The sequence below is a fragment of the Pseudomonas sp. 3HC3 genome (genome assembly GCF_044904505.1).
GTDB lineage: Bacteria > Pseudomonadota > Gammaproteobacteria > Pseudomonadales > Pseudomonadaceae > Aquipseudomonas > Aquipseudomonas putida_Y.
The window spans coordinates 93211-104540 of sequence record NZ_JADDRH010000020.1 but is presented as its reverse complement, the minus strand read 5'-3'; the positions used below and the strand labels follow the sequence as shown (position 1 = coordinate 104540).

The 11330-nt window shown below is 63.0% G+C and carries 10 protein-coding genes; 5 read left to right on the top strand and 5 right to left on the bottom strand.

What is annotated here, in order from left to right:
- Window positions 1-221 precede the first annotated feature (221 nt).
- Both INQ47_RS21590 and orn read right to left on the bottom strand, forming a co-directional pair.
- Entirely contained in the window at window positions 222-833 is a 612-nt protein-coding gene (locus INQ47_RS21590; protein WP_252460653.1) for a trimeric intracellular cation channel family protein, read from the bottom strand.
- 91 nt (window positions 834-924) lie between these two features.
- The gene (gene orn, locus INQ47_RS21585) at window positions 925-1467 is read right to left on the bottom strand and encodes an oligoribonuclease (RefSeq protein WP_404702554.1); all 543 of its coding nucleotides are present in this window, start codon (window positions 1465-1467) and stop codon (window positions 925-927) included.
- Window positions 1468-1618: 151 nt separating this feature from the next.
- On the opposite strand from orn, the gene rsgA reads away from it, so the two are divergent.
- Complete coding sequence (gene rsgA, locus INQ47_RS21580) at window positions 1619-2650, top strand: small ribosomal subunit biogenesis GTPase RsgA (protein ID WP_404702553.1); 1032 nt, start codon at window positions 1619-1621, stop codon at window positions 2648-2650.
- 307 nt (window positions 2651-2957) lie between these two features.
- Here rsgA and motB read toward each other — a convergent pair whose 3' ends face one another.
- Together motB and motA are read right to left on the bottom strand one after the other, a co-directional pair.
- Window positions 2958-3989, bottom strand: a complete 1032-nt coding sequence (motB, locus tag INQ47_RS21575; RefSeq protein ID WP_252458782.1) for a flagellar motor protein MotB — start codon at window positions 3987-3989, stop codon at window positions 2958-2960.
- A 3-nt stretch (window positions 3990-3992) separates the two neighbouring features.
- On the bottom strand, window positions 3993-4844 hold the full coding sequence (motA, locus tag INQ47_RS21570; protein WP_003249507.1) for a flagellar motor stator protein MotA: 852 nt from the start codon (window positions 4842-4844) through the stop codon (window positions 3993-3995).
- 130 nt (window positions 4845-4974) lie between these two features.
- Here motA and INQ47_RS21565 point away from each other — a divergent pair, with 130 nt between their 5' ends.
- Genes INQ47_RS21565 through asd form a run of 3 tightly spaced genes read left to right on the top strand, consistent with a single transcriptional unit; the run spans window position 4975 to window position 8237 of the window.
- Window positions 4975-6510, top strand: coding sequence for an HDOD domain-containing protein (locus INQ47_RS21565; protein ID WP_404702552.1), 1536 nt, complete (start codon window positions 4975-4977; stop codon window positions 6508-6510).
- A 44-nt stretch (window positions 6511-6554) separates the two neighbouring features.
- A complete protein-coding gene (locus tag INQ47_RS21560; protein ID WP_404702551.1) occupies window positions 6555-7364 on the top strand; it encodes a rhodanese-like domain-containing protein in 810 nt (269 codons plus the stop codon).
- A 9-nt stretch (window positions 7365-7373) separates the two neighbouring features.
- Window positions 7374-8237, top strand: coding sequence for an archaetidylserine decarboxylase (gene asd, locus INQ47_RS21555; RefSeq protein ID WP_025340835.1), 864 nt, complete (start codon window positions 7374-7376; stop codon window positions 8235-8237).
- Window positions 8238-8314: 77 nt separating this feature from the next.
- Here asd and serB read toward each other — a convergent pair whose 3' ends face one another.
- Window positions 8315-9529: a phosphoserine phosphatase SerB gene (serB, locus tag INQ47_RS21550; RefSeq protein WP_392523566.1), complete on the bottom strand. Its 1215-nt coding sequence runs from the start codon at window positions 9527-9529 to the stop codon at window positions 8315-8317.
- A gap of 134 nt (window positions 9530-9663) precedes the next feature.
- Here serB and INQ47_RS21545 point away from each other — a divergent pair, with 134 nt between their 5' ends.
- On the top strand, window positions 9664-11121 hold the full coding sequence (locus INQ47_RS21545) for a histidine kinase (protein WP_404702550.1): 1458 nt from the start codon (window positions 9664-9666) through the stop codon (window positions 11119-11121).
- Window positions 11122-11330 lie beyond the last annotated feature (209 nt).

Here is an 11330-nt window from a genome sequence, read left to right as displayed (position 1 = left end):
TGTTGGCCAGAAGCAAAAAGCTTCCTCGAACAGGCCTGATACATAGATGCAACCGGGTTCCTATGTTCAAAAAAGCAGCTAGACAGTGTGGGCGAGTCCATACATAGGAGCGGGTTCACCCGCGAATGCTGTGGCAGTGGCAAAATTGAACGCCTGGTAGAAATTGGCCGACAGGCCCGGCCCTTTCGCGGGTAAACCCGCTCCTACAGGGCTGCATCAGCCTATTGCTGGTCGTTGTAGTGGAACTTGGGCATTTCCCAGTGGAAGCGGATCGCCAACAGGCGCACCAGGAAGCCGCCAAACAGCGTCAGCAACATCGCCTGCTCCGCCGGCACCTTGAAATACACGCAACCCAGGTAGAACCAGGCCGCCGCAAATGACACGCTGGCATACAGCTCTCGGCGGAACACCAGCGGGATGTCGTTGCAGAAGATATCCCGCAAGATCCCGCCAAACACCCCGGTGACCACCCCGCTGATCGACGCCACCAGCATGCCCTGCCCCATCTCCAGCGCCGTCATGCAGCCAATCAGGGTAAATGCCACCAGCCCCAGGGCATCGAGCACCAGGAACAGCGAGCGAAGGCGGCGCATCATTGGCGCGATGAAAATGGTCAGCAGCGCCGCAAAACTGGTCAGCACCAGGTACTCCGGGTGCTTAACCCAGGTCAGCGGGTAGTGCCCGAGCAGCACATCACGCACCGAGCCGCCCCCAAGCGCGGTGACGCAGGCGATCAGCACCACGCCAAACCAGTCCATGCCGCGACGCCCGGCAGACAGCGCGCCAGTCATGGCTTCGGCGGTAATGGCGATAAGGTAGAGCATCAGCAACATGGTGCGGGTCCGTGCAGGAAAGGCGCGCAGTCTAACCAGTTGCCCAGGGCACCAAAAGGGGGCACAGATACAATATCTGCGCCGTTTCGAATCACAGCTTGATGAAGTGCTCGCGATAGTGCCGCAGCTCGGCGATGGATTCGCGGATATCGTCCAGCGCCAGGTGGGTATTGCCCTTCTTGAAGCTGTCACGCACGTTCGGCGCCCAGCGCGCGGCCAGCTCCTTCAGGGTAGAGACATCCAGGTTGCGGTAGTGGAAGTAGTTTTCCAGGTCGCGCATGTGACGGTAGAGGAAACGACGATCCTGGCAGATGCTGTTGCCGCAGATCGGCGACTTGCCTTTAGGCACCCACTGCTCAAGGAAGGCGATGGTCTGTGCCTCGGCTTCGGCCATGCTGACCTTGCTCTCGCGCACGCGCTGGGTCAGCCCCGAAGCACCATGGGTGCGGGTGTTCCACTCGTCCATGCGCGCCAGCACTTCGTCACTGTGGTGGATGGCGATCACCGGCCCTTCGGCCAAGGTGTTCAGCTCGCTGTCGGTGACGATGGTGGCCATTTCGATGATAACGTCGCTGTCCGGATCCAGGCCGGTCATTTCCAGGTCGATCCAGATCAGGTTCTGTGGGTTTTGCATGCAGGGGCTCCTCATATAGGCGGTCATATTAGCCTAGTGGCCAAGGCACGCCCATTCACGGCATAAAGCTGGGCGGAATAGTCCAGCGGCTGGCGTGCTAAACTGCCTGCCGTTTTCAATGCCCACGCCGGGCCTCTCTTACGGTACCTTCATGGCCAAACGCCAGCTCAATCGCCGCCAGAACTGGCGGATCGAAAAAATCCAGGGTGAGCGCGCCGCTCGCGCGGCCAAACGCGAGCAGCATGCACTGCAGGAACTGGAGGGTGGCGACCTGGGGCCGGAGCAACTTGGCCTGGTGATCGCACACTTCGGCGTACAGGTAGAAGTGGAAGCCCAGGACGGCGACACCGCGGGCCAAGTGTTCCGCTGTCACTTGCGTGCCAACCTGCCAGCACTGGTCACCGGCGACCGCGTGGTATGGCGTGCGGGCAATCAGGGCATTGGCGTGATCGTGGCGCAGATGCCGCGCAGCACCGAGCTGTGCCGGCCGAACAACCATGGCCAGCTCAAGCCCGTAGCTGCCAACGTCGACCTGATCGTGATCGTGTTCGCCCCGGCGCCGGAACCACACCCGAACCTGATCGACCGCTATCTGGTAGCGGCCGAGCACGCTGGCCTGCGCCCGCTGCTGCTGCTGAACAAGGCCGACCTGATCAACGATGAGAACGGCCCCGGCCTGCATGCGTTGCTGGAGGTCTACCGCGAACTGGGTTACCCGCTGCTGGAAGTATCGGCACACCAGGGCGACGGCATGCAGCGCCTGCAGCAGCTACTCGACGGCCACATCAGTGTGTTCGTCGGCCAGTCAGGGGTAGGTAAGTCGTCGCTGGTCAACAGCCTGCTGCCGGACGCCGGTACCCGTGTCGGCGACCTGTCGGAATGGTCTGGCCAGGGTACCCACACCACCACCACGGCGCGGCTGTACCACTTCCCCAACGGCGGCGACCTGATCGACTCGCCGGGCATTCGCGAGTTCGGCCTTGGCCATGTCAGCCGCGACGACGTGGAAGATGGCTTCATCGAGTTCCGCGACCTGTTCGGCACCTGCCGCTTCCGCGACTGCAAGCATGACCGCGAACCGGGCTGCGCGCTGCTCAAGGCACTGGAAGAGGGGCGTATCAAGCCGCAGCGCATGAACAGCTATCGCTCGATCATCGCCAGCCTGGCAGAAGACAGCTACTGAAACGCTCGAATTGAAAGTTGCCGCGATCCCTTGTAGGAGCGGGTTTACCCGCGAATACGGTGGCGACTGCAACGGTGAACGGCGGGTGGAAATTGGCCAGCAGGTCCGGCCCTTTCGCGGGTGAACCCGCTCCTACGACGGCCTGCGCCCAATCACCGATGCGTATGTAGGAGCGGCTTTAGCCGCGAACACCGGCAACGCCGGTGCCATTCACCGCGCTGGAGGCTTCGCGGGTAAACCCGCTCCTACAGTGATCGCGCCAGCGTTCAAGTGTTGGGTAGCACAGTTGCCCACCCCAAAAAGCCGCTTACTGCTCCTTGGCTTCATCCATCTTCAGCGTGCCATCTTCAAAGATGTTCAGCTTCTGGCGCAGCTCACGCGGTTGCATCGGTGGCTGTTCAGTTGCCCCTGGGTCAGCCGGCGCCGAAGCCCCTGGCGCAGCACCACTGGCTGGCGCTGCAGGAGCAGCTGGCGGTGTTTGCGGCGCACCCTGCTCACCCTCGATGTTGCGCTGGGCTTTCTTGGTCAGCACGATGATGTCGATGCGGCGATTGACCGGGTTGAACGGGTCGTTGCGGTCGAACAGCGATGACGAGGCGTAACCCACCACCCGCGCCACCTGGCTGTCCGGGTAACCACCGGCCACCAGCGCACGACGCGCGGCGTTGGCGCGGTTGGCCGACAGCTCCCAGTTACCGTACTCGCCCGTGCTCGCATACGGCTTGGCATCGGTGTGGCCGCTGATGCTGATCTTGTTCGGCACCGCCTTGATGGTGTCGGCCATTGCCAGCAGGATATCTTCGAAGTATGGCTGCAGGCGCGCGCTACCGATGTCGAACATCGGCCGGTTCTCGGCATCCATGATCTGGATGCGCAGGCCGTCCTGGGTGATCTCGAACAGGATCTGGTCCTTGAACTTCTGCAGCTGCGGGTTCTCTTCCACCTTGTTCTGCAGTTCCTGCAGCAACAGCTCCAGACGCTCGCGCTCGACCTGCTCGGCCATGGTCTCGACCTGGTCCTTGCTCAGCTGAGTGGGGGACTGCTGCGTCGGCTCGGTCTTCACTTCCGGATTGATGGTTTTGTCCGGCGCCATCTCCGGTGAACCACCCAGGTCGATGACATAAGGCGTGCCACTCTCGGAGAAACCAATAGGGTCCTGGAAGTAGCCGGCAATGGCGATCTTCTGCTCAGGCGTGGCCGTGGACAACAGCCACAGCACCAGAAAGAACGCCATCATCGCCGTGGCGAAGTCGGCAAAGGCGATTTTCCAGGCGCCACCATGGTGGCCGCCGCCAAAGCGCTTGACGCGCTTGACGATGATGGGCTGATTGTTCTCCATGACTCAGCGACCGCGAACCGCTTGTTCCAGTTCGGCGAAGCTTGGGCGGTGCTTGGGGTACAACACCTTGCGCCCGAACTCGACCGCCAGCGAGGGCGGCATGCCCGACGCCGAGGCCACCAGCGAAGCCTTGATCGATTCGTAGAGGTTCAGTTCTTCCTTGGCATCGTGCTCCAGGCACTTGGCCAAAGGACCGAAGAAACCGTAAGCCGCCAGAATACCGAAGAAGGTACCCACCAGCGCCGCACCTACGTGCATGCCGATGGCCGCTTGGTCGCCATCGCCCAGCGAGGCCATGGTCACCACGATACCCAATACCGCCGCAACGATACCAAAGCCGGGCATACCGTCGGCGATGCCGGTCACCGCGTGGGACGGGTGCTCCAGCTCTTCTTTCATGCTCAGCAGTTCCATGTCGAACAGGCCCTCGAGCTCGTGCGGGGCCATGTTGCCGGTGGACATGATACGCAGGTAGTCGCAGACGAACGCAGTCATGCGCTCATCGGCCAGTACCGTCGGGTACTTGGCGAAGATCGGGCTGGCAGCGGCGTCCTCGATGTCGGCCTCGATGGCCATCATGCCTTCGCGACGGCTCTTGTTGAGGATTTCGTATACAAGGCCCAGCACCTCCAGGTAGAAGGCATGACTGAAGCGCGAGCCGAACATTTTCATCGACTTCTTGATGACATGCATGGTCATGTGGCCAGGGTTGGCCTGCAGGAATGCACCGAAGGCCGCACCGCCGATGATCAGTACTTCGAACGGCTGGATCAGCGCTGCGATCTTGCCGTGGGAGAGCACGTAGCCGCCGAGCACGCTCGCGAATACGACGATGATGCCGATAATTTTAGCCATAGGTTCAAAGCACTTGCTGTCGTGGTCAGGGGAAGAGACGGGAGCTTTAAAACTCTTCTTCTACTTATCGGCAGAACTGCGCCAGACTATAGCCACTCAATGCGAAAAGCCAGTTCGGACTGATGTCAAAATGCCAATTGAAACCAAGGTGCCCACTCAGGCCCCGCGTACGCTAGAGGCCTGGGTAAAGCTGCTCGAGAGTGTTCGCATCCCCGTGCCGAAGCACAGCTACGACCGGGTCATGGCCGCCATCCACGATAGCTGCCGCTCGCTGCGCGATATCGCCGAACTGATGCAGGATAGCCCCGCGCTGGTGCTGTCAGTGATGCGCGAAGCCAATCACCCCACCAATGCCAGCCTCGCTGAGCCCGCCGAAAGCCTGGAAGTCGCCCTCAACCGCCTGGGCCTGGAGCGCAGCGAGCAGCTTCTCAAACGCCTGCCGACACTGCCCGTGGAGGAGATTCCGCCGGTACTGTGCCAGTTCCAGATGATCAGCCAGCATGCGGCACAGCAGGCCAGCGGCCTGTTCGCCAGCCGCCTGGCACGGCTGTGGCAAGAGATTCACTGGGGCAGCCTGCTGTTCCTGTCGCCACTCTGGCCACTGGCACTGGCCTACCCCAAGCTCCTCGACACTTGGGAACTGCGGGTTATCCACAAAGGTGAAGACGCCGCCCACGTCGAGGAAGAACTGTTTGGCGTGCGCATCATGGCGCTGTGCCAGACCATGGCCGAGTATTGGCGCCTGCCCCAGTGGGTCACCCAGGGTTATCGCCTGCTGCTGGAAGAGCGCGAGCAACTGGCCAAGGTGCTGAACATCGCCCGCGACGAAGACCTGCTCAGCCAACAGCACCGCCTGGACGCCGAGCCCGGCTTGCGACGCTGGTTCAACCAGCCGGCCAATACCGTGCTGCTGGCCAACAACCTGGCCCTGGCGGCACAGGTCGGCTGGGACAACCCGCACCTGCTGCGCTGGCAACTGCTGACCGCACTGTACCTGCAAACCTCGCTGGAAGACGTGCAACAGCAGGTGCACCAGCAGGCGGCCGCCAGCGCCCGCCGCCACGCCCGGCATGCCCTGTTCCACCCGGCCGAGGCTTTGATCTGGCCATGGCACCAACGCCGGCCTCACCCGGATATGCTGGCCCCACCCCCGCCCAGCAGCGACGACCTGGCACGCTGGCGCACGCTGTGCCAGCACCTGCTGGCCCAACCCAGCCCGTTCACCAACGCCGTGCACCTGGCCACCCAGGCACAAGAGGCCCTGCTGGCCTGCGGCATGCAACGCATAATGCTGCTTAGCCTGGACAAGGCAAGTGACTGCCTGCGCGCACAGCAAATTGCCGGCCTGCCCAAGGAGGCCGGGGCCCTTACCCTGCAGGTATCGCAGAACAAGCTGCTGCAAAAGCTGCTGAGTCAGGCCGGACAACTGCGCATCACACCGGAAAACCACAGCCAGTTCTCGGCACTGTTACCCGCCCCGTTGCGCGCTTTGTTTCGCAGCGAGCATGTTCTACTTCGCTCGCTGGCTGCGAACGACCAGGTGCTGATGCTGCTGGTGGCCGACCAGGGCTGCCGGCCGATGGCCGATATCAGCGTGCAAGCGTTCGGCAAGACCGCGCAATGCATCGAGCGGGCCTTGTCGGTGTTTACCAACCGCAAGGGTTGAGCCTTGCGCTACAATCGCCTCTCTTTCCACACTGGAGACCGTGGATGACCGACTTTTCCGGCCTGCCCCTGGTGATCGAAGCTGCAGACCTGCTGCCACGCCTGGATTCGCCGCAACTGATCCTGGTCGACCTGAGCAGCGCCAACCGCTATGTCAGCGGGCATATCCCCGGCGCGCGCTTTGTCGAAGGCAAGCGCACCCAGCTCGGCCAGCCCCCGGCGCCCGGCCTGCTACCGGCCCTGGGCGAGCTCGAGAAACTGTTCAGCGAACTAGGCCACCGCGCCGATGCCGTGTATGTGGTGTACGACGATGAAGGCGGTGGCTGGGCCGGGCGCTTCATCTGGCTGCTCGATGTCATCGGCCACAAGCGCTACCACTACCTCAATGGCGGTATCCAGGCCTGGCCGGCAGACAAGCTGTCCACTGAAGTGCTTGCCAGTGGCAACGCCCCGGTCCGTCTGCACATCGACAGCGCACCCACTGCCACCCGCGAGTACCTGCAAAGCCGCCTGGGCGCCGATGACCTGGTCATCTGGGACGCGCGCGGCCCGCAGGAGTTCAGCGGCGAAAAAGTGCTGGCAGCCAAAGGCGGCCACATCCCCGGCGCGATCAACTTCGAGTGGACCGCCGGCATGGACTTCAACGACCACCTGCGCATCCGCCAGGACATCGCTGAAGTCCTGGAGAAGCTGGGCATCACCCCCGACAAGGAAGTGATCACCCACTGCCAGACCCACCGCCGCTCCGGTTTCACTTACCTGGTGGCCAAGTCCCTCGGCTACCCACGCGTCAAGGCCTACGCCGGCTCGTGGGGCGAATGGGGCAACCACCCGGACACGCCTGTAGAAGTCTAAGGAACCTGCATGAAATCCCGTCTGTTCATCATCAGCCAGTACCTGCTGCCGCACCACCTGCTGTCGCGGCTGGCCGGTTGCATCGCCGAGTGCCGCGTGCGCTGGTTCAAGAACGCCTTCACCGCATGGTTCGCCAAGCGCTACCAGGTCAACATGAGCGAGGCCCTGGTCGAAGACCTGAGCGCGTACGAGCACTTCAACGCGTTCTTCACCCGCGCCCTGAAGCCAGGCGCCCGCCCACTGGACGAAACCCCGGGCGCCATCCTGTGCCCGGCCGACGGTGCGGTCAGCCAGCTCGGCCCGATCGAGCACGGCCGTATCTTCCAGGCCAAAGGCCACGGTTTCAGCGCGCAAGAGCTGCTGGGCGGTGACCCGGCCATGGCCGCGCCGTTCATGGGCGGCGAGTTTGCCACCATCTACCTGTCGCCCAAGGACTACCACCGCGTGCACATGCCGCTGGCCGGCACCCTGCGCGAAATGGTCTACGTACCGGGCCGTCTGTTCTCGGTCAACCAGACCACCGCAGAGAATGTCCCCGAGCTGTTCGCCCGCAACGAGCGCGTGGTCTGCCTGTTCGATACAGAGCGTGGGCCAATGGCCGTGGTACTGGTCGGTGCGATGATCGTCGCCTCGATCGAAACGGTATGGGCAGGGCTGGTCACGCCGCCCAAGCGTGAACTGAAGACCTTCCGCTACGACGAAGCCAGCCGCGCCCCGATCCACTTGGAGAAAGGTGCCGAACTAGGCCGCTTCAAGCTGGGTTCGACTGCCATCGTGCTGTTCGGGCCAGAGCAGGTGAAATGGGCCGAGAGCCTGGGTGCTGGCTCCGCAGTGCGCATGGGGCAACAGTTGGCGGCACCTGTGCAGGCCTGATTCAAGCCCAATGGAAAGGCCCTGCATATGCAGGGCCTTTTTCATTGGGACCGCCATGCGGCCCCCAGATCCACGGATCAGCCGCGGGCGTCGCGGTCACGCAGGCCCAGCAGATACAGCACCCCATCCAGCCCCAAGGTGGAAATCGCCTGCTTGGCCGACTGGCGCACCAGCGGCTTGGCACGAAACGCCACGCCCAGCCCGGCCAGCGACAGCATCGGCAGGTCATTGGCGCCATCACCCACGGCAATGGTCTGCTCCAGTTGCAAGCCTTCTTCACTGGCCAGCTTCTTCAGCAGTTCGGCCTTGCGCTGGGCATCGACAATCGGCTCAACAGCCACGCCGGTCACCTTGCCATCGACCACTTCAAGTTCGTTGGCGAACACATAGTCGATCCCCAGGCGCGCCTGCACCTGACGGGCAAAGTAGGTAAAGCCACCGGACAGAATCGCAGTCTTGTATCCCAGGCGCTTGAGCTCGGCAAACAGGTTCTCGGCACCCTCGGTCAGGCGCAGCGATGCCCCGATCTCGTCCAGCACCCCAACATCCAGCCCCTTGAGCAAAGCCATGCGCTCTTTGAAGCTGGCGCGGAAGTCCAGCTCACCGCGCATGGCGCGCTCGGTGATCGCCGCCACCTGCTCCCCCACACCCGCTGCCTTGGCCAGTTCGTCGATAACTTCGGCCTCGATCAGCGTGGAGTCCATGTCGAACACCGCCAGCCGGCGGTTGCGGCGGAACAGATCGTCCTTCTGGAAGGCGATGTCGACGCTCAGTTCTTCAGCCAGGGCAAAGAAGTCGGCACGCAGGGCCTGGGCATCGCTCGGCACGCCGCGCACGGAGATCTCGACGGCTGCCTTGCCCTTGTCGAATTCGGCATCCAGTGCCACCCGGGCCGACAGGCGCTCCATGCGCTCGATAGTCAGGCCGTACTGGCTGATCACCGCACTCACCCGCTGCAACTGCTCGGGAGTGATCTTGCGGCTGAGCAGGGTAACGATGTGGCGCGCTTCGCCATGCCCATCGGCCCAATGCTGGTAGTCCGCCTCGGAAATCGGCGTGTAACGGGCCTGCAGGTTCAGTTCGTGGGCTTTGGCCTGCACGCTTTGCAACAGCGCGGTAGCCACTTCGTTGTCCGGGATGTCGACCAGGATGCCAAACGACAAGGTGCCGTGCATGACCGCCAGGCCGATGTCGAGGATACTCACACCGCCCTGCAGCAGGACGCCGGTGATAGCCGCAGTGAGACCGGGACGGTCCTCACCGGTGATGTTGATCAGGACGATTTCGCGCACAACCTGGCTCCGACTTCGATGAAAAATGCGCATTCTACCGATTTTCCATGACCATCGGGCGCCAACGATACTTTGCCGACAAAACCCGGCTCGCTATACTCCCCCCACTTTCATGCCATTAAGAGCCGAGCTCTGTGAACCGGCCCACGCCAGTCAAACCAGACAACTTCTTCCTGATGATCTATCGCGCCCTGAGTCAACGTCGCGTGCCGCTGGCACTGCGCATCGCCTGCACCAACATCTTCCTGGTGGCGCTGGCGCTGGTGATCTACGCCTGCGTGATGGGCCTGCAGTTCAAGCAGGCCATGCATGAGCAGGCCGATGCCCTGGGCCAGAGCCTGACCACCCAGACTGCCACATCGGCAACCGAGCTGCTGGTGTCCAACGACATCCTCAGCCTCAACGTGCTACTGGGCAACCTGGTGAAAAACCCGTTGGTAGCCCATGCGGCAATCTACAGCGTGGATAACCGCATCCTCGCCGAAGCCGGCCAGCGCCCGCGCAACAGCCTGCTGGGCGAGGCCGAAGGCCTGTTCCAGACCAAGATCACGTTCCAGGACGTGACGGCCGGGCAACTGCGCATCAGCCTGGACATGAGCCAGTTCCAGCAGCCGATGCTGATCAGCCTGCAGAGCATGGGCATTCTGGCCGCCATCCTGCTGGCCCTGGCCCTGGCCCTCAGCTTGCGTCAAGGCCGCTTCATCACCCTGCCACTGCTGCAGCTGCGGGTATGGCTGCGCGACCCGCAGCCCTATACCCCGGCCACCGACCGCCAGGACGAGATCGGCGACATCGCCCGCCAGTTGCATGCACGCCTGGCCCCGCCTCCGCCACCAGAGCCGGAGCCCGAGGAAGAAGACGACGAGCAATTCGACGACCTGCACGCAGCTGCCCCGGCACCCAAAGCCGTACCGCGCACCAAGGTAGCCCTGGAAGACGAAGATGACGACGCAGCCTTCGCCGGCCTGCTGGACGACGACACTGCACCCAAGGCCCACGCAGAGGTCGAGTCCGACGAGCCGCAGTACAGCGCCGTACTTGCCGTGCAGCTGGGCTCGCAGGAGCAACTGCGCCGCCTGCCACGTACACGCCTGGACGAGCTGACCGAGCGCTACCGCGATTGCCTGGAGCACGCGGCTTCGCTCTACGACGGTGAAACCCACACGCTGAACGACGGCAGCACCCTGGTGCTGTTCCACAGCCGCGAGTGTGGCGAGGATTACCTGACAAACGCCATTTGCTGCGGCGAACTGTTGCGCGCCCTGGGCCACGCCCTGCAGATCGAGGTAGCCGACAGCGGCATCACCCTGCAACTGCAGCTAGGCCTGGTCTTGGGCAACGACCTGCATGGGCTGGAACTGGTTGACCTGCTGATTGCCGAGAAAGTCCAGGATGCCCTGGCGCTGTCGCAGCACAGCCGCAACCTGTTGCTGGTAGAGCGGCAGATCAACGATGACGCCCTGATTCGCCAGCGTGCGCGTATTCGCCCGATCGCCAGCCCCGAAGGCGCGTGCTGTGTGGAGCGCCTGATGGAGCCCTACCCGTCGATGCTGGAACGGCAACTGGCGCGCATGCATGAGCACCGTGCCTGACAGACATACGCTGCATCTACAGCGTATGTCTTGAGCCAGGCTGGTTGCCTTGCGATCACCTGCCTGGCGCAAAATCCAGCCAGTAGCGCAAACCCCGTATTCGCGGGTTCACCCGCGAATACGGTAGCAGCGGAAACGGTGAACGGCAGGTGAAAATTGGCCAGCAGGCCCGACCCTTTCGCGGGTGAACCCGCTCCTACGACGGGCTG

Bases quoted from the DNA above. Each gene is read 5' to 3' on its own strand.
- INQ47_RS21590 (WP_252460653.1), bottom strand. From the start codon at position 833: ATGTTGCTGATGCTCTACCTTATCGCCATTACCGCCGAAGCCATGACT.
- orn (WP_404702554.1), bottom strand. From the start codon at position 1,467: ATGCAAAACCCACAGAACCTGATCTGGATCGACCTGGAAATGACCGGC.
- rsgA (WP_404702553.1), top strand. From the start codon at position 1,619: ATGGCCAAACGCCAGCTCAATCGCCGCCAGAACTGGCGGATCGAAAAA.
- motB (WP_252458782.1), bottom strand. From the start codon at position 3,989: ATGGAGAACAATCAGCCCATCATCGTCAAGCGCGTCAAGCGCTTTGGC.
- motA (WP_003249507.1), bottom strand. From the start codon at position 4,844: ATGGCTAAAATTATCGGCATCATCGTCGTATTCGCGAGCGTGCTCGGC.
- INQ47_RS21565 (WP_404702552.1), top strand. From the start codon at position 4,975: ATGCCAATTGAAACCAAGGTGCCCACTCAGGCCCCGCGTACGCTAGAG.
- INQ47_RS21560 (WP_404702551.1), top strand. From the start codon at position 6,555: ATGACCGACTTTTCCGGCCTGCCCCTGGTGATCGAAGCTGCAGACCTG.
- asd (WP_025340835.1), top strand. From the start codon at position 7,374: ATGAAATCCCGTCTGTTCATCATCAGCCAGTACCTGCTGCCGCACCAC.